The following is a 25,573-nucleotide window of genomic DNA, read 5'->3' on the forward strand; positions in this document are numbered from 1 at the left end:
ATCCCGATGGAGACCTTCATTATGGCCACCGCCACACTCACCTCAAAAGGGCAAATCACCATCCCCGTTCAAGTCCGGACCGCATTGGGCCTGGACACCGGAGACCGAGTGGAGTTTGTCGAAATGGAAGACGGCAAGTTCGCCATCATCGCCGCCAACCACAGCATCCAGGACCTCAAGGGGCTGATCCGCAAACCCGCCAAGGCCGTCAGCATTGAACACATGAACCAGGCAATCGCCGCGCAGGGAGCGAAGGCTGGATGATTGGCCTGGATACCAATGTGCTGGTGCGCTACGTCACCCAGGATGATCCGGCGCAATCGGCCAAAGCCTCGCACCTGATCGAATCCCTGACCGTTGCTGCGCCCGGTTTCGTCAGCCTGGTTTCGGTGGTGGAACTGGTCTGGGTACTACAGAGCTGCTACCCCTGCACCAAGACGCAAGTGGTAGCCGTTCTGGAAACCCTGTTGCGTACCCGCGAACTGATCATCGAACATGCCGAAGTCATCTGGCAGGCCGTGCGCCGATTTACCACAACCAAGGCGGATTTCGCCGACTGCCTGATCGAACGCTGTGCCCACGCCGCCGGGTGTGAATACACCGCCACCTTTGATCTAGACGCCGCGAAAGCCGCTGGTATGCGGCGCCTGGGCTGAACCCTGGCGTTGCTGCAACGGGCCTGCTTTGGTAAAACCTGTGTTCCATTGCCCCTTGAGAGACTGCCCAACGTGCGTACGCTTCTGCTCGCTGCCCTGTTCCTGACACCCGCCCTGGCCTTGGGGCAAACCATCGCCTGGCCCGACCTGCCGGAGACCTGCTTTGTCAGCGGGCGGTCCGCCACCAACGAGGATGTAGACCGTGGTTGCGCGGCGTTTCTGATCAATGTGAAGGGCAAGGCAGCCGGTACACCGATCAAAATGGACATTCCCCAATACGCCATGCACATCGAGGCAGGTACGCTTAAGGAGACCCCGGTGGTCATCATCCAGGCGGAACAGAATGGCAAGATCAAGGCTGTGGGGTACAAGGAGGTGGGCACCGAACAACTGGGGGCAGCGTTGCTCAAGGAACTGCGGTTGCTGGGAACGAAAAAGCCGACCTAGTGGGGCAAAAAAGCGCTCACGGCTTATGGCGTACACACCATGGTTTGTCGTTTCAAACGCACCAGAATCAGCCCCGCCACCACCACCACGATGCCCACATAAGTCGACGTATAAATCACATCGCCAAACATAAGTGCTGCCCAGACCAACGTCACGGGTGGCTCCAGATAAACCAGGACCGCCACATGGGTGGCCGTCATTACCCTTAGCAGCATCCAAAGGCTCAGATACGCGATAAACGTTGAAAAAACCGTCAACCAAACGATCGAGATCAACACGCCAGCCCCCTGCGGAACACTCAACGTATCGGTGTAGAGCACTGCAGCGGTAAAGCCGATCAAGGTAACCAGCGACTGAATGAACAGCGACAGGCTCAGCGTACTGCGATGAGTTTGCGTCAGTGCTGCGCGGCGCTCATACAGCGTTGCCATCGTCAGCCCCAATGCCGAAACAAGCGGCAGTAGATACATGACCAGCCCGACCTCGGCACCGCTATTGCGGTATTGCCCAGCGATCACAATCGACACGCCACAAAAACCGATCATCAACCCCAACCACTGCCAGCCCCCGCTGCGCTCCCCGGTACTGCCTGACGAAAGGGCCGCTGTCATCAGCGGCTGTAGGGCAGCAATGATTGCCGCAATGCCTGGAGGCAAACCATTTTGAATGGCCACATAGACGCAACTCAAATAGAGAAACTGCGACAAGAAACCAATCACCGCATGATGGCGGATTTGCGCCCAGGAAATCTTCAGCAGTGCGACATTCAAAAACAGCGCCAGGCACACTGACACCAGCAAGAAACGCCAGAACAGCAAGTTGAACGCGCCGGCATCCTGGGCGCCCATCTTGGCCCCAATGAAACCGGAACTCCAAGACAGGACAAATACAACCTGCAATAGCAGTAGCTTCAGCGCATCCAGGCGCATGAGTTTGAGAAACCTCATAGGCGAACCGCAAGGTCGGCAAAGGTAATAGGCTCAATATCGAGCCGCCGGTATTGCTCATCGGCAGGTAAGGCCAAGTCGCGCTTAAGTTGAAGCCATGGCCTGATCGTCCTCAACACACCGTCATCGGAAGCAAGGTGCCAGAACTTGTTCACATCGGCTGCGCTGTAAGGACAATGGAATGAAAGCACCAGCGACATGCGCCTACCGGAGATGAGTGGGCGAACCCCATGAAACACACGACTGCCGTAGATATAAACAGCATCACCGCAGGCCTTGGCCACACTGGTGCAAAGACGTTCACCCAAGTCATTCACATCAAAGAGCTCGTTTGGCCCCTCAAAAAAGACAAACTCCCCACCCTCATACTCGTCAGGGCCCGATAGCAGGATATTCAAGACGAAACTCGTACCATCGGTATGCCACATCCCGACTTGGGCCTTGGCCTCGGGGGCCTGGGGCGGGTAAAAATAGTTAACCTGCGAACGCGCCCGCAAAAATGGATGTGGCACCAAGGGAACGCCTGCAATCCGTGACACCGCTAACAAGAAGGCGCGACTGCCCATCATTTCCCGCAGCAGGGTCGAAGATTCGGTAGCCGCCCGGGTACGATTGGAAATAATCCAATCACTGGTGCTAGAGCCTGCTTCCAATTGATAACAGGCCCGGCGTAATTGCACGACGCCTTCTTCACTGAACAACCCCGAAACCTGTGCCACTGCTGTCAACTGTTCAGCCGCGGCAATATCCACCGACGAACTGGCATAGCCCAGTTCGGCTAGGCTTCGCTGGTACCCAAGCACAGGCGCCGTCTTGTTCAAGTAGCCATCATTCCAATGCTGCAAGGTATCCAGCAATGCACCAGGATGCTTGCAGCGCAACGATGATGGCGAAAGCGATGCCTGCAATGCCAACTTCAGCCGTCCGGCCCCCTGTGCAAAGACGGGTAGGTCACTGTCTCGCCTCATCGTTACAAACCTCCCTCGTGGTCCAGGCAGTACTCAGCCAACTGATACATGACACTGCCATCGCCACTGCAATACTCGCCAATGACCCGGCAACTGCCGTATTCCTGCCGCACACGGATGAATTGTTCACGGGTGTATTTCAGGCAGACATTCGTCAACAGATAGCCGTCATTGTGACCATCATTGACCGGGAGCAACGTTGCGGCGACGCGGTAGCAGTGGTCGTGGTGCTCAATCTGGGAAATGACGACTCGATGGTCATCCGTTTTCTTCAAGCCCAGTTTCAAACCGATCAGGTCAGAAAACCGGCTCATGCAATCGTGCCCATAAAAACGATGGATATGAGCGTCCCCCTCAGCGGTGGACAGCTGCATTTCTGATAAGACGTACGTTCGCGTACCGCCCACCCGGCGGATGATCTCGCCAATGGTATCGGGCAACTCGTTGCCCTCTTGAAACCCCAGCATTGTGATCAGCGTTACATCCTGACCCCGTTCGAGCTGATGCCTGTGCAGGTCACGAAAGTCAGTGGCCAGGTAGGAAAACCCTTGGGGAGTTGGCAGCAGCGGTTCTACCACTCGACGCATGACCGCCTGCGAAGCGCTGTTGATATCCACTGCTGTGTAGTGTTGCGGTTCGCTGCCGCAGTCAAGCAAATAGCCCATCAGCGCAGACGTTTTCACCGGTTCCGGACCCAGCTCAACGTAATGCAAGCTCCCCGGTCCCAGAAGATCAACCAAGTCAGAGGCAACCGAATACAGGATTTCGCCCAAGGAGCCCGACCCACAAGGCGCGGCACACAAGCCTGCATCGCTTATGCCCTCAGTGTTCAACGTTGTCATCAGTGCCAGTATTTCTTCACTGACCTGTTGATTCAGGGCCGAGGTGTACCCAGGCAATGTCGAATATTTCTCAGCGTTTTCAATCGTCCAAATGTGCCCGCCAAACTCATGATGTTTCTGCAAAGATGCGACAACCAGCGTGTTGATATCCATATGTACGCTCCGACTCTTTTTATTCGATATGCAGGCGCGCTCCTGTTTGACCCAAAGACTAGGATGAAGGCATGATTTTGTATATTTGAATAATCCGCATAACTAATCCCGAAAAGAGGGATCATGAACAAGCAACTGAACATTGACCTCTTGCGTACCTTTCATGCTGTTGCCCGCTTCAGGCGTTTCAACGAAGCCGCCAACCATGTGCATCGCAGTGCCTCGACCGTCACGACACAAATTCACAAGCTGGAGAACCTGGTAGGCCAGAGGCTCTTCAGTCGCAACAACCAGGGTGTGGAGCTGACGATGTATGGCAAGAAATTGCTGAGTGAGACCACTGATTTCCTGAAAAGCCATGACCGTTTACTCGCCTCCCTAACCCCACAGCGCATGCAGGGCAAAATCCGCCTGGGTTTACCTGACTCCTATGCGCCGGCGTTTATGCGTGACTTTCTTCCGCAACTGATTGCAGACAACCCTCTGCTCGAACTGGAAGTGGAGGCAAGGTCCAGCGGCGAACTGTCCATGATGTTCAGTCGTGAGCAAGTTGACCTGGCATTGATCGTCAGCGCGCAACCGCTGGAACAAGGCGAGCGGCTGGGTGCAATACAGCCGGTGTGGGTCGTGGCCGAGCACTTCCAGAGACCTGAACAGGCACCGCTTCCCATCGCTGTCCAGTTGAGCGGGTGCCCATACCGGGAGTCGGCCCTGCGTGTGCTGAAAGAGCACGGGGTGTATTACCGAATCCTGCTTGAGAGCGCCAGCTCAACAGCCGTAGAAGCCGCCATCATGTGTGGGTTGGCGGTGGGGCTGATCGAGGAGGAACGTATGGTCGCAGGGCTGACCCAGGTCATTCCTGGCGTTCAGTTACCGGGGTTGTCGCCGCATCAGGTTTATCTACTGTCTGATAGCGGCAATCACCTGGCGCTTCATCTGCATGAACAGGTCAAAAAAGGTTTCCGTATTTGACCGGTGTAGATACATCGAAACGCCACAACCAAAAAACCCGCTGACCGTTTCCGGTTCAGCGGGTTTTCAAGTATCGATGCAGCCCTGGATCAGGACTGCCTCAACCGCTTACAGCGCGATATCAGCCGCCGGCTTGCTCGGCTCGGCCGCAGGCTTGGCAGCCTCGGTCGCTTGAGGCGCTGCCATTTCAGGAATGGCTGGCGGAGGCGTCAGTTGCAGAACCTTGGCGGTGTAGGCCCATTCTTGCGCAACGCGCTCAGGGCTGCCGTTCAGCTTGGTGCCATAGCTTGGCACGATCTGCTTCAGCTTTTCCTGCCAGGCCGGGGTAGCGACCTTGTCCTTGAACACTTTTTCCATCACGGTCAGCATGATCGGCGCTGCGGTGGACGCACCTGGCGATGCACCCAACAGGCCTGCGATGGTGTTGTCGGCAGAGCTGACCACTTCGGTACCGAGTTTCAGGACGCCGCCCTGCTCTTCGTCACGCTTGATGATCTGCACACGCTGACCGGCCTGCCACAGGCGCCAGTCTTCTTTCTTGGCGTTCGGGAAGTACTCTTGCAGCGCCTTGAAGCGGTCGTCATCCGACTGCATCAGTTGGCCGGCAAGGTACTCGACCAGCGGGTATTCACGAATACCGACTTTGGTCATTGGCCAGATGTTGTGGGTCGTGGTGCTGGTCAGCAGGTCCAGGTACGAGCCTTCTTTCAGGAACTTGGTGGAGAAGGTCGCGAATGGGCCAAACAGGATCACGCGCTTGCCATCCAGCACACGGGTGTCCAGGTGCGGCACCGACATCGGCGGCGAACCCACCGAAGCCTTGCCGTAGGCCTTGGCCAGATGCTGCTCGGCAATCGTTGGGTTCTCGGTTACCAGGAACGAGCCGCCAACCGGGAAGCCGGCGTATTCCTTGCCTTCTGGAATGCCCGACTTTTGCAGCAGGTGCAGGGCACCGCCGCCCGCGCCGATGAACACGAACTTGGCGTCGGTCTCGGTCTTGGTGCCGTCTTTCAGGTTTTTGTAGCTGACGCGCCACGAACCGTCGGCGTTCTTGGTGATGTCCTGCACTTCGCTCGACAGTTTCAGGTCGAACTTGGGCGTGGTCTGCAGGTGAGCGACGAACTGGCGGGTGATCTCGCCGAAGTTCACATCGGTACCGATCGGAGACCAGGTAGCGGCGATTTTCTGGTTAGGGTCACGCCCTTCCATCATCAGCGGAACCCACTTCTTGATCTGTACCGGATCTTCGGAGTATTCCATGCCGGCAAACAGCGGGCTCGCCTGCAGCGCTTCGTAACGTTTCTTCAGGAACTTGATGTTGTCATCGCCCCACACAAAGCTCATGTGCGGCGTGGAGTTGATGAACGAGCGAGGGTTCTTCAGAACGCCTTGCTGAACCTGCCACGACCAGAACTGGCGGGAGATCTGGAACGCTTCGTTGATCTCGACCGCTTTCGGGATCTCAACGGTGCCGTCCTTGTTTTCCGGGGTGTAGTTCAGCTCAGCCAACGCGGAGTGACCGGTACCGGCGTTGTTCCAACCGTTGGAGCTTTCTTCGGCGACGCCGTCCAGGCGCTCGACCATCTCCATCGACCATTGCGGCTCCAGCTCATTGAGCCAGACACCCAGGGTCGCGCTCATGATGCCGCCGCCGATCAGCAGCACATCAACTTTCTTTGCCTCTTCCGCCTGAACGGAAGTAATCCCCATCGACAAAGCCAACCCCAGCAGGGCGGTGTTCACTTTTTTAAACATCGTAGCACCTATGATAAAACGCCTTCCGCCCTACCGCCCTCGACCTTCCGGCAACCGTGGTGCGCAAAACATCAGGCAATGTTTTGCTGGTTCCCGTACTCGCAAGAACTGCAGGGTGGGCACACAAGGCCGACGTATCGACCTCACTTTTATGTCCCTTCTGCGCTGACTTCTTATCATTATTGGCTTCAGCTACCTCGGCGACAGCCAATCGCTGGGACGTATGCGGATGTACGCACCAGAGAAAGACTAGACCAAGACGGCGCGCAGAATATCACGGCAAAAGGCGTTTATGCGCCGTTTGGCCAATTGACAGCTCTAAATCGAGGGTTTTAACGCGCCAGTGTCAAGCGCGGGAGACGCGACGTGGGGTCACAGGGCCGCCATCCACATGGAACTCTGTGAAAAAAGCCTGTTCTAGACACTTTCGCCGCTGCTTACGTAGGATCGGCGGCGTTCCTTCGTGCAATCCACTCAAACAGAGCGATCCATGTCTATCCACCAAACACCCGGGCACGTACTGCCCGCGCGCAGCGCCGCCAAAATGGAAGCTGCCATGGCCGTGGGCGCTTTCGCGATCGGCACCGGCGAATTCGCCATCATGGGCCTGATGCCCGACATCGCCGGCAATCTGGGTTTAAGCGAACCTCAGGTTGGCCACGCCATTAGCGCTTACGCCCTGGGCGTAATGGTCGGTGCTCCGCTACTGGCCATCCTCGGCGCCAAGCTGCTGCGCAAACATATGTTGCTGTTGCTGATGGGGCTGTATGCCCTGGGCAACCTGGCCACCGCGTTCACCCCGACCTTTGGCTCGCTGGTGGCATTCCGCTTTATCAGCGGCCTGCCCCACGGCGCCTACTTCGGCATTGCCGCCGTAGTGGCATCGAGTATGGTGCCTAACGACAAACGCGCCGGTGCCGTCGCCCGCGTGATGATGGGCCTGACCCTGGCGATGCTGCTCGGCAACCCCATCGCCACCTTCCTCGGCCAGCATCTGGGCTGGCGTTCAGCGTTTGCCCTGGTTAGCGTGATCGCCCTCTTCACCATCGCCCTGGTCTGGCAGTTCGTCCCCCACCGCCATGATGAACAACGTAGCGACCCGCGCAAGGAACTGCGCGCCTTCACCAAGCCGCAGGTGTGGATGGCGCTGTCCATTGGCGCTATTGGCTTTGCGGGAATGTTCTGCGTATTCAGCTACCTTGCCCCGACCATGCTGGAAGTGACCAAAGTGTCGCCGCAGTGGATCCCATTCGGCCTCGCCGCGTTTGGTGTGGGCGGCATTATCGGCAACATCGCGGGCGGCAAATTGTTTGATCGCATGCAGTTTCGCGCAGTCGGCTTGATTCTGGTGTGGTCGATGGCGGTGTTGCTGTTTTTCCCCTTCGCGGCGTCCTCGCTATGGGGCGTGCTGCTGAGCATGGGTCTGGTCGGCACCATGGTGGCCTTGGCCGCACCGTTGCAGATCCGCCTGATGGACATCGCCCATGAAGCACCGAGCTTGGCCGCGGCTTCCAACCATGCCGCGTTCAACCTGGCGAATGCCCTGGGACCGTGGTTTGGCGGAATGGCAATTACCGCAGGGTATGGCTGGACCAGCACCGGCTACATAGGCGCAGCGACAGCACTGGTCGGTTTAGGCCTCTACCTGATCGCCCGCCGCATGAAGGGCGGGCACTAACGCCCACGCCACTGAACCCACCGGCGCGCCAATATGGGAACGCCGGTCCTCACCACGCTCTGCAGCTGATGGCGCGCCTATCACGCAGGGTTTTCTCCCACACTTCCAGGGACTCTCGACCAGCGAAATCCGTACAACCGCATTAATACTCCAGACCTGCGTGCGCCATGAAAGCACTCGCCTCTCCCGACACCCAAGATCCATCCCTGATAAACTGCGCGCCACTCGCCTTGTTGACTCAGATTTCCAATGTCCTTACAAACTGCTGCACTCTCACGCCGTTTCTCTGTCGCGCCGATGATGGACTGGACCGACCACCACTGCCGCTACTTCCTGCGCCTGCTCTCCAAGCACGCTCTGCTCTACACCGAGATGGTCACCACCGGCGCCATCCTCCATGGCGATCACGAACGTTTCCTGCGGCACAATGAAGCCGAGCACCCGTTGGCGTTGCAGTTGGGCGGCAGTGTTCCGGCGGATTTGGCGGCTTGTGCCCGCATGGCCCAGGACGCGGGTTATGACGAGGTGAATCTGAACGTCGGCTGCCCCAGCGACCGGGTGCAGAACAATATGATCGGCGCATGCCTGATGGGGCACCCCGCTCTTGTGGCGGACTGTGTAAAGGCAATGCGCGATGCGGTGTCGATTCCGGTGACGGTCAAGCATCGTATCGGGATTAACGGGCGGGACAGTTATGCCCAACTGTGTGATTTCGTCGGGCAGGTGAAGGACGCCGGTTGCACCAGTTTTACCGTGCATGCGCGGATTGCGATTCTGGAGGGGCTCTCGCCCAAGGAGAATCGGGACATTCCGCCGTTGCGTTATGACGTGGCGGCGCAGTTGAAGCGCGATTTTCCCGAGCTGGAGATTGTTCTCAATGGCGGGATCAAGACGCTGGAGCAGTGCGCGGAGCATTTGCAGGTGTTTGATGGGGTGATGCTGGGGCGCGAGGCCTATCACAACCCGTATTTGCTGGCAGAAGTGGATCAGCAATTGTTTGGCAGCACGGCGCCGGTGATCAGTCGGGCCGAGGCGTTGGCGCAGTTGCGGCCGTATATCGCCGCGCACCTGGCTACGGGTGGGGCGATGCATCACATTACGCGGCACGTGCTGGGGTTGGGCACCGGGTTTCCTGGGGCGCGCAGGTTTCGGCAGTTGTTGTCGGTGGATATTCATAAGGCCGCGGACCCGCTGGCTTTGCTGGATCAGGCTGGGGCGCTGCTGGAGGGTCGCTGACGGAGGGTGCCAGTCGATTTATTCGGCGACGGGCCTATCGCTATCGCGGGCAAGCCCGCTCCCACCTTTGATCTCGGCGTTTATTGCATCGGGTTGAACCCGATTACGATTTTGCCCTCCTATTTACCTGCAAGGTCGGTCATTCAAACGCCTGTTTTCAGGTTGTTGCCCTCGCAAACGATCGAACGCATTTGCGCCCTTGAGCGGCTAGCAGCCCTCGGGTAATGTCATCAGACCCATAGGACAGAGCACGCCCATGACTTCCAAGCTGGAACAACTCAAGCAATTCACCACTGTAGTTGCCGACACTGGCGATTTTGAAGCTATCGCTCGCGTCAAGCCGCAGGATGCCACCACTAACCCTTCCCTCTTGCTCAAGGCTGCGTCAATTCCAGCCTACGCCAAGCTGCTGGATGCCTGCGTGCAGGATTGCAACGGTGATGTGGGCCTGGCCAGTGACCGTTTTGCGGTGGCTGTCGGTCAAGAGATCCTCAAAGTGGTGCCGGGGCGTATTTCCACCGAAGTGGATGCGCGCCTGTCGTTCGACACTGACGCGGTACTCAAGCGTGCGCATCGCCTGATCGACCTGTACGAAAAGGCAGGTATTGGCCGCGACCGCGTGCTGATCAAGATTGCATCCACCTGGGAAGGCATTCGCGCCGCCGAGCAATTGGAAAAGGAAGGCATCCAGACCAACCTGACCCTGCTGTTCTCCTTCGCCCAGGCCGTGGCCTGCGCTGAAGCCGGGGTGTTCCTGATTTCGCCGTTTGTCGGTCGTATCTACGACTGGTACAAAAAGGCCAATGGCAACGACTACACCGGCACCGATGATCCAGGCGTGCAGTCGGTAACGCGCATCTACAACTACTACAAGGCCAATGGCTACAAGACGGTGGTGATGGGCGCGAGCTTCCGCAACCTGAGCCAGATCGAAGAGTTGGCTGGCTGCGACCGCCTGACCATCAGCCCGGACTTGCTGGAGAAACTGGCGGCCGACAATGGCAAGCTGGAACGCAAGCTGGCGCCAGGCCATGCCGGTGAACCTCGTGTGCACATGACAGAAGCGCAGTTCCGCTGGGAGTCCAACGAGGATGCGATGGCCACGGAGAAGCTGGCTGAGGGCATTCGCCAGTTTGCTCGTGACCAGGAGAAGCTGGAGGCATTGTTGAGCGCCAAGCTGTAAAAAGCGGGCGCGGTAAAAAGGGCGGCATCCGTTAGGGTGCCGCCCTTTTTTGTAACGTTAAGTATGTGTTGGTTGGGCTGGCGCTATCGCAGCATAGGTATCTACACAACTTTCAGAAACTGACACCCCCCGTGGCGAGCGGGCTTGCCCCGCGCTGGGCTGCGAAGCAGCCCCGAAAAGCCCGCCGCGTTTCTTCAGGTAAACCGCGATGGCAGGGTTTAGGGCTGCTTCGCAGCCCAGCGCGGGGCAAGCCCGCTCGCCACAACTGCGCTATCTGCCTGGATTTAGGCGTTGCGGCAAAGTTGTGTAGATACCTATAGCTATCGCAAGCAAGCCAGCTCCCACATTTTGACCGTGCTCCAACCGTGAGGTCAGTGCCGCTCGAGGGCGTTGACCAAGTCGTGGAAGGCTTCGCGGTTGGATTCGTTCAGGCCCATGAGGATCTTATGCGCCTCCAGCACCTTGAGCCGCACCACTTCCTCGGATTGATCCTGGGACGGTAAGTCGGTCAGGCACTCCGGGCACGGGATCGGGCGGTCAACGATGTTGAACACCTGGTCGAAACCCATCGACTGCAACAGCCGGGTGATGTCTTCGTGGGTGGTGACGACGGTCGGCAGCAGCCCAACCTTCTGCCGAGACAGAATGGACAACTTGGCCAACAGCCCAAGGGTGGTGCTATCGATGCTGCGGGTTTCGGTCAGATCGATCACGATCGCCGAGAAATTCAAGGCAGTGAAAATCCGCTCAATCGTTGCATCCAGCGCCGAACACAAGGTCAGGCGCACTTCACCGACAAACTTCAGGACGAAGGTCCCGTCTTGCTCGGCGAATTGGATTCTTCCGGTACTCATCAAAGATTCCTGCTCAACACCAATAGGGCGATATCATCCGGCATCTCCCCTAGCGTGGCCAATCCAAAAACCTGCCGCAGGCCATCCAGGCTGCCGCCCGCCGACCTGACCCGTTGGGGCAAGGCGGCTTCTTTCTCCTTGAGTGTAGGCTCTGGAAGAAGGTCCAGGATGCCATCGGACATCAGCGTCAGGCTGAAGGCCGGTGGCAATTCCAGGATGTGGTCTTCATAGGTGGCTTCATTGAACAAGCCAACCGGCAGACCACGCCCTTCCAGATAACGCACACTGTCCGGAGTGTATAAAACCGGCAATGGCAGGTGACCGCCAATGCTATAGGTCAAAAGACCGGTTTCTTCGTCAATCACGCCGCCGACCATCGTCACGTGCTTGCCCAGCTTGCAGCTGATCAGGCCTCGGTTGATGTGGCCCAGCACTTGCGAGGGAGTGAACTCCGGCAAGGTGCCGTTGCGCTTGGATTCGAACAACAGCCGTGTGGTCATGAACTTCAACAACACGGTCACGAATGCAGAAGATGCGCCGTGTCCGGAGACATCGGCCAGATAGAACGCGACACGGCGCTCATCCACGCGAAAATAGTCGACAAAATCACCCGACAGGTACAACGACGGGATGATCTGGTGGGCGAACTGGAACTCGTCGATAGTCCAGGGACTGACCGGCAGCATGTTCATCTGTACCTGGCGACCGGCGTTCTGGTCTTCCTGGAGCAGGTTGAGGCTGGCTTCGAGTTCACGGTTGGCGGTTTCGAGCTTCTCGCGATAACGCTGGTTTTCCAGCAGCAGGCGGGCACGATCCAGCGCTCGGCGCACTGAGTGCTCCAATACGGCCAGGTCTTCCAGGGGTTTGATCAGGTAATCGGTGGCGCCCAGGCGCAAGGCTTCCACGGCGTCGTTCATCACCCCGGCACCGGACACGACAATCACCGGCGTCTGCGGGGCAAGCTCGGTCACCTGGCGGATCAGCTCAAGGCCGCCCATCTGGGGCATGCGCAGGTCGCAGATCACCAGGTCGGGCTGGTCGCGCTCAAACACCTGGAGACCCTGAAGACCATTGCCGGCCTGCAGGACGCTGAAGCCACTGTCTTCCAAATAGGCCGCGAGACTCGCGCGCACTACTTCGTCGTCATCGATTATCAGCAGCGTGGCACTGGTTTTTTGCATGTGGGCAAACGGCGCCAGAATTAGGTTGGCGTAGGCAGCTTGGCAATGGCCGGGCTCGCACTACTGGATTCGCTTTCTAGCCTCTCTGTCCTACAAAACATGAGCTTTTGGCTCACGCACAAAGGTAAAGCAGAGGTGCCCTTCTAAGGCGCAGACGGTACTCCCATCCGCCAGGGGTTTCAAGCTCATGCCGATGGTCGCTGGGCGTCTTTACATCGCAAATCACCGGGAGTTATAAGAACAGGCAAAACCACAACGCAATGGAAGGATGAAACCTATGAGCGCAAATGAACGTGACTACGCGGAAAAGCGCGATTTCATCCGCATGCGGGTGGAGGCCAACGTGTCGCTGATCCACGCCGGCCAGGAGATTGCCGGGGTCTGCCTGGACCTCTCCAGCTCTGGAATGCAGGTTCAGGCGCAGCACCCATTCAACGTGGGCGACCAACTGAAGGTGCGTATCGACTCAGAACATGCCGCACTCAAAGGCCTGAAAGCGGACACCGAGGTGGTATGGGCCAGGAAAGAAGGCGACGACCAACACCTGGGCCTGAAAATTCTCAAGATGTACTGAAATCAATGCACACAAAAAAGGCGGCCTCGAGGGCTAATGCCAGTCAGTTAAGCTGACTGGCATTTTTATTTTTGATCGGATACTTCGGTGATTTCAGCCGAATCGCCCGAGGATAAACGCGCTCCTCACGTCGATGCGGTAGAACGTAGTGCGGCGCTGAAGCATGAAGCTCGGCCAAATACTTGGGGATGTTCCCGGAACGGTCGGCCGAGACGCTGTTGATAAACCCAAGAATCGCCCAGGTACACGCGGTAAAGCTCATTTCGCACGGGTAAATGCCAGGACAGTGGCGACTCATTTCCACCATCTGATAGCGCAACAAGTTGTAGCCCAACAACACGCCCCACAACTCTTGCTCGATCATCTCGGGTGTCTTGCTGCGCAGCGTATAGTTGCTGTTGAGCAGCGTCTGCTTCATTTCCCGAAAGCCTAATTCGATTTCCCAGCGCTGGCTGTACAGATCAACGATCTCGTCGGAAGGAAAACGCAGTGGGTCAGCCATTGAGGTCAGAATCTGACACACCTTGCCCTGGCGGTTTTGCTCAGCAGTCGCGCGGTCAGCTGCTCCGGCAACCCAGGCCATTGCTTGCGGGCCTGCGGCGAAGTGCTCAGCAAAACAATCGCATCCTGGCGCCCCAAACGCTGGATCACCTCGTACTGCGAGCCTTTTTTCAGCGGCATCAGCCAGTGGCGTTCGACACCTGCCTGCTGCCACCGATGCAGTAAACCTAACGAGTAAAAACCACGATCAAACAGCGTCAGCGAGTGATCGGGGGTGGTTTCGATCAGTTGCTCGGCCAGTTTCATTTCGTTGCTGCGGTAGCCCTCAAACGCACTGCCAATCAGCAAATGGCTGGTCAACTCCATTTGGCAGACCATGCGCACCTGAGGAAAACCGGTGTCGCCATGCTGGTTGCTGGCGGAGTCATAGCGCGCCCGATTTTCCGGCGTATCGGGCGTGCGCCAGACAACGCCATCGACACCCAACAAACGCAGACCGGCCCAAGTCGGGTGACCGGCTGCCTCATGCCAACTTTTCTGGGTCAAATCGAAGACTTGTCGTACAGCTTCGCTGCCCAATCTCTGACGGGCCTGGGCTACGGCACTGGCCGCTACCAACGGGCGCTGACCCGGCAACATGATATTCATGCGACTGACCACATCCCAGGCCGACATGCGCCGGAAGAACGCCATGGAGATCACGCACCAGAGCATCATTTCCAGAGGCAAACGACGCTTGCGCAGCGTCGCCACACCAGCTTGTTCAAGCGCCTGTTCGACCAGAGAAGGATCGAGCAAAGCACCCAATCCCTCGATGGCGTTGGGGGTAGAGGCGATGTTGTGGGTCAGTTCCAGTGCCCGAGCGAGACTCATAAAAAAATCCGATGCCAGTACAGGCATCGGATTTTGATTTCTTGCGGCCAAAGGTCAAGCGAGAAGGCTTAACTGATCGGCATTAGCCTCGATGGCCGCCTTTTTCATTCAAGGTTTAACCTTAAAAATCATCCACTACATTGCCGTCCTTGACCTTGAACTCACGGTTTTGCAGGTAGGCATTGCGGATAAAAGTGTATTTGTCGCCGTTGATCAGCTTTTCAGCCGACAGCAGGCTGGCGCGGGTATCGATGATATCCAGGCCCATGGCGCTGTTACGCGTAGGAATGTCGTTCATGTAGCGGTACGGTTCGGTGTAGCTGTCGACATACTTGGACGGAGCATCACGCAGGGTGCTTGGGCCCAGCAATGGCAGCATCACGTAAGGACCGCTGCCCACGCCCCAGTAACCGAGGGTCTGGCCGAAGTCTTCATCACTGCGTTGCAGCCCCATTTTGGTGCCGACATCAACCAAGCCCAACACGCCAAACGTGGTGTTGACCAGCAAGCGCGCGGTATCGACACCCGCCTGATGAGGCTTGAGCTGCAGCACGTTGTTGGCCAGGTTGCCCACGTCACCGATATTGCGGAAGAAGTTATGGATACCGTCTTCGACAAATTGCGGAGTAATGAACTGATAGCCCTGTGCCAATGGCTTGAGTGCGTAGGTATCAACGGTGTCGTTGAAGGTGAAGATCGGGCGGTTGATGCTTTCCCATGGGTCGTCTTCCGCAGCCTGGGCGGCGAAAGGTACCAGCAGGACACTGGCACACACGGATAGTTGAGCAAGACACTGGCTCCAGCGCATAGCTTGAACTCCTTGAATAATCTGTCATGGGCGCTATGCCCTGAATAAGGCGGCAGTATATGACGGAAGTGTAAGATTAGGCAGCTTGACGGAAATGTCATTCAGAAAATGTACAATTTTCCCACAATCTAATCAGGTGTCATCTACCTGTCACGGACCTTCGATAGCGTCACAGCTATTTTCAGGGACGTCCCAATGCCCCACCCCCAGATCGTTGCAGAGAACGCCCCCGCCCTCACCGCCGTATTGTTTGGGCTCAGTGGCTGCCTGGTGGACTTCGGTTCCATGGCCCACGCCGACACCATCCCCGCTGGCGAAACCCTGGCCACCCCTGGCGCCCTGAATATCCTGCAATCGCTCAGTCGACAAGGCACCCCCTGCGCCTGGCTGGATGAGTTGCCCTCCACCGTCACCACGGCACTGGCCGCAGCCCTACCCGGTTGGGTCCAGGGCACCCGTCCCGCGGCCACCCCTTGGCCTGCGCCCCATGCCTGCTGGCAAGCCTTGATGGACCTGAACATTGAGCGCCTGGACGGCTGCGTGCTGGTCAGTGGAGAACCCCGACTGCTGCAATCCGGGCTCAATGCCGGGCTCTGGACAATTGGCCTGGCGTCCTGCGGATCGCTATGCGGGCTCTCCCCGACCCAATGGCAAGCGTTGGACGAACAGGCGCGCGAACACAAGCGTGCCAAGGCTACCGTCGCACTGTACGGGCTTGGCGTGCACTCGGTGATCGACCACCTGGGTGAATTGGACACGTGCCTGGCAGACATCAGCCTGCGCCGGCTCAAAGGCGAAAAGCCCTGATCAAGATCATGCACAGTCGGCGCCAGTGGATTAATCTACAGGTCATCCCGTAGACCTTTCTCGGCGTGCCGTGGTCTATGCCAGTGCCTATCGATAAAAGGAAGAACGCCATGCCTGCCCGCGAAAAACTGCAAGAACAGGTTTCCATCCTGCGCGAGCAATTGAATCAGGACCCGCCTCTGCCACTGGAAAAACGCGAAGCGCTGGAAGCCTTGATTGCCAAGTTTGAAGTGCAACTGGAACTGGAACCTGCCACTCAACCGCCCAGCATTGCCGATGATGTAAACCTGGCAGTCGAACGTTTCGAATTGGACCATCCAGGCATTGCCGGGACATTGCGCAATATTGTGGTGGCCTTGGGCAATATGGGCATCTGATCCAAACCCCAAACCAAGCCCAGAACCCAATGTGGGAGCAGGCAAGCCAGCTCCCACATTTGTTTGGTGTAAAGCTTACTGCCGGGCCAGGCGCAGGTTCTGGAACGGCACGTCCTCGGTACTGCGGTAAGGATTGATATCCAACCCGCCCCGACGCACATACCGCGCATACACCGTCAACTTCTCAGGCTTGAGCAAGCGTTGCAAGTCGAGAAAGATCCGCTCCACGCACTGCTCATGAAAGTCCGAGTGCTGGCGGAAACTCACCAAGTACTCCAACAGGCTGGCGTGATCCAGCGCCGCGCCGCGGTACTCCACCGCCACGCTGCCCCAATCCGGTTGGCTGGTCACCGGGCAGTTGGACTTGAGCAGATGGCTGTGCACGCTCTCTTCGACCACACGGGAATCGTCGCAACGCAGCAGTTCCGGGCGCGGGTGCTCGTAGTTGCTGACACTGATATCCAGGTCATCAATGCACACCCCCGGCAGGCGTACCAGGCCTTCGTCTTCCACCTCGGCCAGGCTGCGGATGCGCACGCCCACCGGCTTGCCGGCCGCCGCGCTCAAGTCGGCACGCAGGGTCGCCTCAAGGTTGGACACCTGGGCAAACGGCGTCTGGTTCAACGAGTTGAGGTAGAGCTTGAAGGACTTCGACTCGATGATGTTCGGCGAGTCAGCCGGGATGCTGAACTCACCGATCGCCACCACCGGCTTGCCGGACGGCAACAGCCAGGACAGTTCAAAGCAGTTCCAGAAATCCACGCCGTTGTAGGGCAGCGTTTCGGCGGTGAGGCCCAACTCGGCCCATTTGGCGGCACGAGGGATAGGGAATAGCAATGAGGGTGTGTAAGTGGAAATGTATTCACTGGACTTGCCCAGCGGCGAATGTTCGGCTGCGGGATGCATGGCGGAAACCTGGCTAAATAAACCCCGCCAGTCTACCAGCCTTTGCGCCCGCCTTTGAGCATCGCCTTTATGGACTGACGTGCAGCTTGCCAACCATTCCCGCCTGATAGTGCCCTGGGAGGTTGCAGGCAAACTCCAGCGCACCGGCCTTGCTGAAGGTCCAAGTCAGTTCGGCGGTCTTGCCCGGCTCCACCAGCACGCTGTTGGGATCATCATGTTTCATCCCGCCCATGTCGCCATGGCCCATCGCCGCGTGGTCCATCTGGCCCATACCGGTGGCGGTCAGCATGCCGCTGGCCTGCATCTTGAGCATTTCTTTCTGGTGATCGGCATGCATGCTCGCATCCCCCAGGTTGAATTCGTGCAGTAACTGGCCCTTGTTGACCAGCACAAAGCGCACCGTCTCACCGGCTTTTACGTCAAGTGAGGTGGGGGCAAAGGAAATATCCTGCAGCACCACCTCCACCGTACGAGTGGCCTTGGTCGCCGGCGCCGCCTGGCCAAAGGCAAAAGTGTGGGCGCCATCGGCCAGCGCCGGAACACTCAACACCATCAGGCAACCTGCCAGCCACCAAGATTTACGCAAAAACATGTTTATCCTCCAAAGGTATAAAGCCAGCCTGTGGGACACTCTAATAATGCGCCGCTGCCAGCTACCTGACTGCTAGATTACAACTTTGTCAGGTTGCGCCAGCCCCCTGGCGCACACGGTATAAAGCCCGCTGCTACCCGTTGCCATGAGTTGCCTATGAAACTGCTGATCGTCGAAGACCAACCCAAAACCGGCCAATACCTGCGCCAGGGCCTGACTGAAGCCGGGTTCAATACCGAACTGGTGGCCGACGGCACCACCGGCCAGCATCTGGCGCTGACGGGCGACTACGACTTGCTGATTCTGGATGTGATGCTTCCCGGGCGCACCGGCTGGCAAATCCTCCAGGCCGTGCGCAGTGCCTGCCTGGAAATGCCGGTGCTGTTCCTCACCGCGCGGGATGCGGTCGAGGATCGGGTCCATGGCCTGGAGTTGGGGGCCGACGACTACCTGGTCAAGCCTTTCGCCTTTTCCGAACTGCTGGCCCGGGTGCGCAGCCTGTTGCGCCGGGGCAGCAGCACGCCCCAAGAGACCAGTCTGCACCTGGCCGACCTGCGCCTGGACCTGATCCGCCGTCGCGTGGAACGCAGCAACCAGCGCATCGACCTCACCGCCAAGGAGTTCGCCCTGCTGGAAATGCTCCTGCGCCGCCAGGGTGAAGTGCTGCCCAAGTCGCTGATTGCCTCCCAGGTCTGGGACATGAATTTCGACAGTGACACCAATATCATCGAAGTCGCCATCCGCCGCCTGCGCTTGAAAATCGATGACGGGTTTCCCAATAAACTGATCCACACCGTGCGCGGCATGGGCTATGTGCTGGAAGAGCGGTTCAGTTGATGAAGCGTATCTCCCTGGCCAGCCGTCTGGCGTTGTTGTTTGCCGGCTGCACTGCCGTGGTCTCGCTGTTGGCGGGCGTACTGTTCAGCCAGGCCAGCGAAAAGCACTTCATCGAGTTGGACCAACAACTGCTCGACAGCAAACTGATGGCCCTGCGCAGCGCCCTGCAAGATGCCAATACCCCGGCGCTGTTCGCCCAACGCGTGGCCGCACTGACAGACGAACTGAGCCATCAACCCGACCTGTCGGTGCGCATCAACGCCGTCGATGGCCAGCGCTGGTTTGACAGTTCCCCGTCCATTCCCGCCCAATTGCCCGCCACCCCTGGCCTGCACAGCCTGCAAAACGCCGGCACCAATTACCGGGTGTACAACGCCCCCTTGAATCCCGGCAAGCCAGGTTCGGCGCAGCTTGTGCTAATGCTGGACATCACCCACCACCAACACTTCCTGCAACGCATGCAGCACCTGATCTGGCTGACGGTCGGCCTGTCCGCCGTGGCGACCGCACTCCTCGGCGCCTGGGCCGCACGTAGCGGCCTGCGGCCCCTGCGACGGATGACCGAAGTGGCCAGCCGCGTGCGTGCCCACTCCCTGACCCAGCGCCTGCCCCAGGAACAGATGCCGGCCGAACTGGCGGAACTGGCCCAGGCCTTCAACGCCATGTTCAGCCGCCTGGACGACGCGTTCCAGCGACTTTCGGCGTTCTCTGCCGATATCGCCCACGAACTGCGCACGCCGTTATCGAACCTGCTGACCCAGACCCAGGTGATCCTCACCCATCCCCGCCCTCTGGAGGACTACCGCGAAGCGCTGCACAGCAATCTTGAAGAGCTGCAATGGATGGCCCAACTGGTCAATGACATGCTTTACCTGGCCAAGGCCGACCACGGGTTGCTGAACCCCAGACGCGAACCGCTGGCCCTGGCCAACGAGGTGGACGCACTGTTGGAGTTTTTCGCGCCATTGGCCGAAGACGCCCAGGTCAACCTGCTGCGTGACGGCAGCGCCAGTACCGCCGGTGACCGCAGCATGCTGCGCCGGGCGTTTTCCAATCTACTGGACAATGCCGTGCGCTTTACGCCGCCGGGGGGTGAAGTACGGGTGCGGATCAGCGAAAACACCCAGGGCGTAACGCTGAGTGTGGAAAACACCGGGACCGGGATTCCCCAAGGGTTGCTGCCCAAGCTGTTTGACCGGTTCTACCGCGTAGATCCGGCGCGGCACGAGGGTAGCAGTGAGCATGCGGGGCTTGGGTTGGCGATCACCCAGTCGATTGTGCGGGCGCACGGGGGGAGGATTTTCTGTGAGTCACAGCCGGGGTGGACGCGGTTTGTGATTGAGTTGCCCAAGGGGGGTTGATGCAAGCCGGGCGGGCCTCATCGCGGCATGATTATCGACACAACTCTCTGATACTTCTGGGCTCTGGGTTTTGGGCTGATGTAGGGGGCATATCCATTGCCGCGGTAACGGCGGCCATGGGTTCCGCTTTTACAGCCAGCCCTTTCAAGGTCTTTGATAAAATCCCCCAAAACGCCAGTCAGGGGAACGAAATCGATGTGGGCAGAAGTTCTAGCGCGGTTTGAGAAAAAAGCACCGGCCAGTGTCATGACCAAAGTGATATTGGAACAGGCTGTTCCTGCTGAATGGGTCGATCAGGTATTCGAAAAACATCGTCAGCGGCAGTACCCACGCGAGCTTTTGTTTTCAACCATTGTTGAACTGATGTCCCTTGTTTCATTGGGCTTGCGACCTTCTCTGCATGCCGCCGCGCGGCAGATGGAAGACCTTCCTGTTAGCTTGGCGGCGCTGTATGACAAGGTCAGCCGCACAGAGCCTGCGCTGCTGCGCGCCCTGGTCACCGGGAGCGCAGAGCGCTTGGCCCCGACGATAAAAGAGCTGGGGCACTCAGCCATTTTGCCTGGCTGGCAATTAAGGGTCGTTGACGGTAACCACCTGCCTTCCAGCGAAAAGCGCCTGGGCGCTTTGCGCAGGGAACGGGGCGCCGCCCGGCCTGGTTTTTCCGTTGTGGTTTACGACCCCGATCTGGACCAGGTCGTCGATCTTCAGCCTTGTGAAGATGCCTATGCCAGCGAACGCGTCAGCGTGCTGCCATTGCTGGAAAAAGCCAGTGCGGGACAACTGTGGATGGCTGATCGACTCTACTGCACACTCCCGGTCATGGGGGCCTGTGAAGATACCGGGGCCTCGTTCATCATCCGCGAACAGAGCAAACATCCACGTCTGCTTAAGGAAGGCGATTGGCAGGAGCCTATCGCGGTTGCGGCAGGCAGCGTGCGCGAGCAAATCATCGAAGTAAAAGGTGGTTGCCAGTGGCGGCGAGTCGAACTGAAGCTGCAAAAACCCACCGAATCCGGCGACACCACGCTGCTGTTCTGGAGCAACTTGCCTGACTCTATCAGTGCCGAGCAAATCGCCGATTTGTACCGCCGTCGCTGGAGTATCGAAGGGATGTTCCAGCGCCTGGAAGCGGTGTTGGACAGTGAAATCGAAACCTTGGGCAACCCCAAAGCAGCCCTGTTGGGGTTTGCGTCGGCCGTGTTGGCTTACAACGTTTTGGCGGTGCTCAAACGCAGCGTTGAGCAGGCTCATCGCCAGATCCTGCCCGACGATTGGGAAGCATCGATTTTCCACCTGACGGTACAGGTACGCAGCGGATATGAAGGCATGCAGATTGCCTTGCCGCCAGAGCCCTTATCGATCCCAATTCCTGAAGCAGGATTGGCTCCGTACTTACTGACGCTGGCGAAAAACGTCCTACCTAAAGCGGTCGCCAAGAGCAAACGGGGGCCAAAGGTGCCTAAACCCAAAGAGTGGCTGGAAGGCAAAGCCGCGAATACTCACGTGTCGACGGATCGGGTACTCTAGGCAGCTAAGCTCAAAAGACCTTGAAAGGGCTGGCTTTTACAGCGGCTCACTTTTGAACAGCGCAAAAGTAAGCCGCCGTAAGGGCGGAACCCATACCCGCCGCGACCGCGGCAACGGATATATACACATACCCAAAAGAGCGAGTTGTGTCGATACTCATGCTCACCGCGGGCAAGCCCCACACACATTTTGATTTGTGAATACAGTCAAATGTGGGAGCTGGCTTGCCTGCGATAGCGATCTCAAGACCTACGAGTATCTCAGGGCATGCGCCGGCTCAATCTTCGCCGCGCGATACGCCGGGTAGATCGTCGCCAAAAAGCTCAATACAAACCCGGCGCTGCAAATCAACAACACATCGCCGCCTTGCAGTTCCGAAGGCAGGTTGCTGACAAAATATACGTCCGAACTGAAGATATGCTGCCCGGTCACGCGCTCCATCCAGCCCACCAGTTCGCTGACGTTGAGCGCGGCAATCACCCCCAGCACACCACCGATCAACGTGCCGACAATACCGATTACCGTGCCCTGGACCATGAAGATCGCCATGATCTGCCGCGGCGTGGCGCCAATGGTGCGCAGGATCGCGATGTCCGCGCCTTTGTCGTTCACCACCATGATCAGCGTGGCAATGATATTGAAGGCCGCGACGGCGACGATCATCAGCAACAGCAGGCCGATCATGGTCTTTTCCATCTTCATCGCGCTGAACAGGCTGCCCTGGGTATGGGTCCAGTCGTCCGCCTTATAGGCTGCGCCGAGGCCGGTGGCGATATCCGCCGAAACCTTGGGCGCCGCATACAAATCCTTGACCGCCAGGCGCACGCTTTGCACCTGGTTGGGCTGCCAACGCAGCATTTGTGCGGCATCGGCGACGTGGATCAGGGCCATCGAACCATCCAACTCGGCACCGACCTTGAACACGCCCACCACGTTCAAACGCTGCATGCGCGGGGTGATGCCGCCGGGTGCAGTGCTGATTTCGGGGACGATCAGCGTCAGCTTGTCGCCCACGTTCAGGCGGAAACGGCGCGCGGTGATTTCCCCGATCACCACGCCGAATTCACCCGGTTGCAGGTTCTCCAGATTGCCCTGGACGATATGCTGGGTGACGATGGACACCTTGCCTTCCTGGGCCGGGTCGATCCCGCTGATCTGGATCGGCTGCATCGAGCCTTTGTACGACAGCATGCCCTCCATCTCGGTAAACGGCACGGCCGCCGTGACTTCCGGGTTCTTCAGGGCCGCAGCAGCCACCGGTTGCCAGTCGCTGATCGGGTTGACGCCCACAATGGTCGCGTGCGGCACCATGCCGAGAATGCGTGAACTCATTTCCCGCTGGAACCCGTTCATCACCGACAACACCACGATCATCGCCAGCACGCCCAGGGCGAGGCCGATCATCGAGGTCATCGAGATAAACGAAACAAAACGGTTGCGGCGCTTGGCGCGGGTATAGCGCGTGCCGATGAAAATCGATAACGGTCTGAACATTCGCTTGCACCGCCTGGAAAAATAGAAAACCCGGCGTCAGGCACCGGGCTTGAAACAGGTCAGATGGCGACCAGATGACCTTCCTGCAGGTGCAGCACACGGTCCATCTGCCGGGCCATGCTCATGTCATGGGTCACCACCAGGAACGCGGTGCGCATCTGGGTGCTCAGCTCCAGCATCAAGTCCTTGATGCCCTGGGCGGTGTGGGAGTCGAGGTTGCCGGTCGGCTCGTCGAGCATCACCAGGCCCGGGTTGTTAACCAGGGCACGGGCAATCGCCACACGCTGGCGCTCGCCACCGGACAACTCTGCCGGCTTGTGCTCCAGGCGATGGCCGAGGCCGACGCGCTCGAGCAACGCCGTGGCACGCTGGCGAGCCTCCGGGATCGCGGTCTTGCCGATCAAGAGCGGCATGCACACGTTTTCCAGGGCGGTGAACTCTGGCAGCAAGTGGTGGAACTGGTACACAAAGCCCAGGGAGCGATTGCGCAACTGGCCACGAGCCTTCTCGTTCAGCGCCGAGAGCTCTTCACCGGCCAGCCACACACTGCCTTGGGACGGCGTATCAAGGCCGCCCAACAGGTTGAGCAAAGTACTTTTGCCGGAGCCGGAACTGCCGACGATCGCCACGCGCTCGCCGGGATGCAGTTCCAGTTGCAGGTTGGACAAGACCACCACCGATTCCGGGCCTTCCTCGTAGGATTTGCCCAGGTCGCGGCAGCTCAGGATTGCTTTTTCACTCATGCCCGATTCACTCATAACGTAAAGCCTGCGCCGGCTGGGTACGTGCCGCGCGCCAGGCTGGATACAGGGTGGCAAGGAAACTCAGGACCAACGCGGCGCCGCCCACCATCAACACATCCTGGCTCTGCACCTGGGATGGCAAGTAGTCGATGAAATAGACGTCTGCGTTGAGAAACTTGTGGCCGATCAGGGTTTCGACACCGGCGATGGCGGCGCTGACGTTCAGCGCGGCGAAAATGCCCACCACCGTGCCGATCAAGGTGCCGACCACGCCAATCACCGTGCCCTGGACCATGAAGATCGCCATGATCTGCCCCGGCGTGGCGCCGAGGGTACGCAGGATGGCGATATCGCCCTTCTTGTCGTTCACCACCATCACCAGGGTGGAGATGATGTTGAAGGCGGCCACGGCGACAATCAGCAGCAGCAGCAGACCGATCATGGCCTTTTCCATGCGGATCGCCTGGTACAGGTTGCCGTGGGTACGGGTCCAGTCGCGGGCGTAGTACTGGCTTTCACCCAGGTGCTGGGCGATTTCCCAGGCACCGCGCGGGGCCTCGAACAAGTCGTTGAATTTCAGGCGCAGGCCCTGCACCTGGTCCGGCTTCCAGCGATGCAGGCGGGCCAGGTCAGTGAGGTTGGTCAAGCCGAGGAAGCCGTCGATCTCGCCGGCACCCACATGAAAGATGCCGACCACGGTAAAGCGCTTCATGCGCGGGAACATACCCGCCGGAGTCACCGTGACTTCCGGGGCGACGAAGGTCAGCTTGTCGCCGATGGCTACGCCCAGCTTGGCTGCTGCGCGGTCGCCAATGACGATGCCGAAGCTGCCAGGCGCCAGATCGTCAAGTTTGCCCTGCTGCATGAACTGGTCAATGATCGAGACCTTGCGCTCCTGCGCCGGGTCGATGGCATTGAGCAGGACTTTCTGCACCTTGCCATCGTTGGTCAGCAGCCCCTGCATCTGGGTAAATGGCGCGACGGCCAGCACCTTGGGGTTCTGCTTGACCTTGTCGGCCAGGCTTTGCCAGTCGCCCAGAGGCTCACCGGACTCGATGGTCGCGTGGGGCACCATGCCCAGCACGCGGGTGCGCATCTCATGATCGAAGCCATTCATCACCGATAGCACCACGATCATCACGACCACGCCCAGGGCGAGTCCGATCATGGAAGTAAGAGAAATGAACGACACAAAATGATTGCGACGCTTTGCACGGGTATAACGCGTGCCGATAAATACGAAGAGAGGTCTGAACATGTCGGGGCTTGTTCGGAGGAAAAGAAGACGTCCCGGTGGCGGG

At 58.6% G+C, this 25,573-nt stretch carries 25 protein-coding genes and 1 pseudogene; 13 read left to right on the forward strand and 13 right to left on the reverse strand.

Annotated features, from left to right (window positions below):
- Window positions 1-6: 6 nt before the first annotated feature.
- The 3 genes from GDV60_RS18775 (at window position 7) to GDV60_RS18785 (ending at window position 1,103) form a co-directional block, all read left to right on the forward strand.
- Entirely contained in the window at window positions 7-264 is a 258-nt protein-coding gene (locus GDV60_RS18775; protein WP_029293960.1) for an AbrB/MazE/SpoVT family DNA-binding domain-containing protein, read from the forward strand.
- Complete coding sequence (locus GDV60_RS18780; protein ID WP_070994575.1) at window positions 261-656, forward strand: PIN domain-containing protein; 396 nt, start codon at window positions 261-263, stop codon at window positions 654-656. The genes GDV60_RS18775 and GDV60_RS18780 overlap by 4 nt, the downstream gene beginning before the upstream one ends.
- Window positions 657-728: 72 nt before the next feature.
- Complete coding sequence (locus tag GDV60_RS18785) at window positions 729-1,103, forward strand: hypothetical protein (protein WP_159908420.1); 375 nt, start codon at window positions 729-731, stop codon at window positions 1,101-1,103.
- Window positions 1,104-1,126: 23 nt separating this feature from the next.
- Here the strand turns inward: GDV60_RS18785 and GDV60_RS18790 are convergent, their stop codons facing one another.
- Genes GDV60_RS18790 through GDV60_RS18800 form a run of 3 tightly spaced genes read right to left on the reverse strand, consistent with a single transcriptional unit; the run spans window position 1,127 to window position 4,013 of the window.
- Window positions 1,127-2,032, reverse strand: a complete 906-nt coding sequence (locus GDV60_RS18790) for a DMT family transporter (protein ID WP_159908422.1) — start codon at window positions 2,030-2,032, stop codon at window positions 1,127-1,129.
- Between the two features lie 14 nt (window positions 2,033-2,046).
- Entirely contained in the window at window positions 2,047-3,018 is a 972-nt protein-coding gene (locus tag GDV60_RS18795) for a hypothetical protein (protein WP_159908424.1), read from the reverse strand.
- A gap of 2 nt (window positions 3,019-3,020) precedes the next feature.
- Window positions 3,021-4,013: a hypothetical protein gene (locus GDV60_RS18800; RefSeq protein WP_159908426.1), complete on the reverse strand. Its 993-nt coding sequence runs from the start codon at window positions 4,011-4,013 to the stop codon at window positions 3,021-3,023.
- A 123-nt stretch (window positions 4,014-4,136) separates the two neighbouring features.
- On the opposite strand from GDV60_RS18800, the gene GDV60_RS18805 reads away from it, so the two are divergent.
- Window positions 4,137-4,985 (forward strand): LysR family transcriptional regulator, encoded by an 849-nt coding sequence (locus GDV60_RS18805; protein ID WP_029293949.1) that lies wholly within the window; start codon window positions 4,137-4,139, stop codon window positions 4,983-4,985.
- Between the two features lie 108 nt (window positions 4,986-5,093).
- On the opposite strand, the gene mqo is transcribed toward GDV60_RS18805, so the two are convergent.
- Window positions 5,094-6,740, reverse strand: coding sequence for a malate dehydrogenase (quinone) (gene mqo, locus GDV60_RS18810; RefSeq protein ID WP_154906866.1), 1,647 nt, complete (start codon window positions 6,738-6,740; stop codon window positions 5,094-5,096).
- Window positions 6,741-7,230: 490 nt separating this feature from the next.
- On the opposite strand from mqo, the gene GDV60_RS18815 reads away from it, so the two are divergent.
- The 3 genes from GDV60_RS18815 to tal all read left to right on the forward strand — a co-directional run bounded on the left by GDV60_RS18815 (window position 7,231) and on the right by tal (window position 10,837).
- A complete protein-coding gene (locus GDV60_RS18815; RefSeq protein ID WP_092231583.1) occupies window positions 7,231-8,418 on the forward strand; it encodes an MFS transporter in 1,188 nt (395 codons plus the stop codon).
- A 249-nt stretch (window positions 8,419-8,667) separates the two neighbouring features.
- Complete coding sequence (gene dusA / locus GDV60_RS18820; protein WP_159908428.1) at window positions 8,668-9,654, forward strand: tRNA dihydrouridine(20/20a) synthase DusA; 987 nt, start codon at window positions 8,668-8,670, stop codon at window positions 9,652-9,654.
- A gap of 256 nt (window positions 9,655-9,910) precedes the next feature.
- Complete coding sequence (gene tal, locus GDV60_RS18825) at window positions 9,911-10,837, forward strand: transaldolase (protein WP_092231713.1); 927 nt, start codon at window positions 9,911-9,913, stop codon at window positions 10,835-10,837.
- A 371-nt stretch (window positions 10,838-11,208) separates the two neighbouring features.
- Here tal and rssC read toward each other — a convergent pair whose 3' ends face one another.
- Together rssC and rssB are read right to left on the reverse strand one after the other, a co-directional pair.
- Window positions 11,209-11,691, reverse strand: a complete 483-nt coding sequence (gene rssC / locus GDV60_RS18830) for an anti-sigma factor antagonist RssC (RefSeq protein WP_029293846.1) — start codon at window positions 11,689-11,691, stop codon at window positions 11,209-11,211.
- Entirely contained in the window at window positions 11,691-12,872 is a 1,182-nt protein-coding gene (gene rssB, locus GDV60_RS18835) for a two-component system response regulator RssB (RefSeq protein ID WP_159908430.1), read from the reverse strand. Before rssB ends, rssC begins: the two co-directional genes overlap by 1 nt.
- Window positions 12,873-13,149: 277 nt before the next feature.
- On the opposite strand from rssB, the gene GDV60_RS18840 reads away from it, so the two are divergent.
- Window positions 13,150-13,446: a PilZ domain-containing protein gene (locus GDV60_RS18840; protein WP_159908432.1), complete on the forward strand. Its 297-nt coding sequence runs from the start codon at window positions 13,150-13,152 to the stop codon at window positions 13,444-13,446.
- A gap of 43 nt (window positions 13,447-13,489) precedes the next feature.
- On the opposite strand, the pseudogene GDV60_RS18845 reads toward GDV60_RS18840, so the two are convergent.
- A pseudogene (locus GDV60_RS18845) lies at window positions 13,490-14,820 on the reverse strand (IS4 family transposase).
- Window positions 14,821-14,941: 121 nt separating this feature from the next.
- Window positions 14,942-15,628 carry a VacJ family lipoprotein gene (locus GDV60_RS18850; RefSeq protein WP_029293840.1) on the reverse strand — a complete coding sequence of 229 codons (687 nt, stop codon included), beginning with the start codon at window positions 15,626-15,628 and terminating at the stop codon, window positions 14,942-14,944.
- Between the two features lie 195 nt (window positions 15,629-15,823).
- On the opposite strand from GDV60_RS18850, the gene GDV60_RS18855 reads away from it, so the two are divergent.
- Together GDV60_RS18855 and GDV60_RS18860 are read left to right on the forward strand one after the other, a co-directional pair.
- On the forward strand, window positions 15,824-16,435 hold the full coding sequence (locus GDV60_RS18855) for a phosphatase (RefSeq protein WP_104910671.1): 612 nt from the start codon (window positions 15,824-15,826) through the stop codon (window positions 16,433-16,435).
- A gap of 110 nt (window positions 16,436-16,545) precedes the next feature.
- Window positions 16,546-16,812 (forward strand): DUF4404 family protein, encoded by a 267-nt coding sequence (locus GDV60_RS18860; protein WP_029300769.1) that lies wholly within the window; start codon window positions 16,546-16,548, stop codon window positions 16,810-16,812.
- Between the two features lie 75 nt (window positions 16,813-16,887).
- On the opposite strand, the gene queF is transcribed toward GDV60_RS18860, so the two are convergent.
- Both queF and GDV60_RS18870 read right to left on the reverse strand, forming a co-directional pair.
- Entirely contained in the window at window positions 16,888-17,718 is an 831-nt protein-coding gene (gene queF / locus GDV60_RS18865; RefSeq protein ID WP_029300772.1) for an NADPH-dependent 7-cyano-7-deazaguanine reductase QueF, read from the reverse strand.
- A 67-nt stretch (window positions 17,719-17,785) separates the two neighbouring features.
- Complete coding sequence (locus GDV60_RS18870) at window positions 17,786-18,310, reverse strand: plastocyanin/azurin family copper-binding protein (RefSeq protein ID WP_070994627.1); 525 nt, start codon at window positions 18,308-18,310, stop codon at window positions 17,786-17,788.
- 156 nt (window positions 18,311-18,466) lie between these two features.
- Here GDV60_RS18870 and GDV60_RS18875 point away from each other — a divergent pair, with 156 nt between their 5' ends.
- The 3 genes from GDV60_RS18875 to GDV60_RS18885 all read left to right on the forward strand — a co-directional run bounded on the left by GDV60_RS18875 (window position 18,467) and on the right by GDV60_RS18885 (window position 22,035).
- Complete coding sequence (locus GDV60_RS18875; protein ID WP_159908434.1) at window positions 18,467-19,147, forward strand: heavy metal response regulator transcription factor; 681 nt, start codon at window positions 18,467-18,469, stop codon at window positions 19,145-19,147.
- The gene (locus tag GDV60_RS18880) at window positions 19,147-20,508 is read left to right on the forward strand and encodes a heavy metal sensor histidine kinase (protein ID WP_159908436.1); all 1,362 of its coding nucleotides are present in this window, start codon (window positions 19,147-19,149) and stop codon (window positions 20,506-20,508) included. The genes GDV60_RS18875 and GDV60_RS18880 overlap by 1 nt, the downstream gene beginning before the upstream one ends.
- Before the next feature lie 246 nt (window positions 20,509-20,754).
- The gene (locus GDV60_RS18885; RefSeq protein WP_159909281.1) at window positions 20,755-22,035 is read left to right on the forward strand and encodes an IS4 family transposase; all 1,281 of its coding nucleotides are present in this window, start codon (window positions 20,755-20,757) and stop codon (window positions 22,033-22,035) included.
- A gap of 249 nt (window positions 22,036-22,284) precedes the next feature.
- On the opposite strand, the gene GDV60_RS18890 is transcribed toward GDV60_RS18885, so the two are convergent.
- From GDV60_RS18890 to GDV60_RS18900, 3 genes are read right to left on the reverse strand one after another with little or no spacing between them, the layout of a single operon-like run.
- Window positions 22,285-23,529 (reverse strand): lipoprotein-releasing ABC transporter permease subunit, encoded by a 1,245-nt coding sequence (locus tag GDV60_RS18890; RefSeq protein WP_029300111.1) that lies wholly within the window; start codon window positions 23,527-23,529, stop codon window positions 22,285-22,287.
- Between the two features lie 59 nt (window positions 23,530-23,588).
- Window positions 23,589-24,272, reverse strand: coding sequence for a lipoprotein-releasing ABC transporter ATP-binding protein LolD (lolD, locus tag GDV60_RS18895; RefSeq protein ID WP_166647875.1), 684 nt, complete (start codon window positions 24,270-24,272; stop codon window positions 23,589-23,591).
- Window positions 24,273-24,279: 7 nt separating this feature from the next.
- Complete coding sequence (locus tag GDV60_RS18900; protein ID WP_029300109.1) at window positions 24,280-25,530, reverse strand: lipoprotein-releasing ABC transporter permease subunit; 1,251 nt, start codon at window positions 25,528-25,530, stop codon at window positions 24,280-24,282.
- Window positions 25,531-25,573: the final 43 nt, after the last annotated feature.

This window comes from Pseudomonas sp. DTU12.1, assembly GCF_009873475.1.
Classification (GTDB): domain Bacteria; phylum Pseudomonadota; class Gammaproteobacteria; order Pseudomonadales; family Pseudomonadaceae; genus Aquipseudomonas; species Aquipseudomonas proteolytica.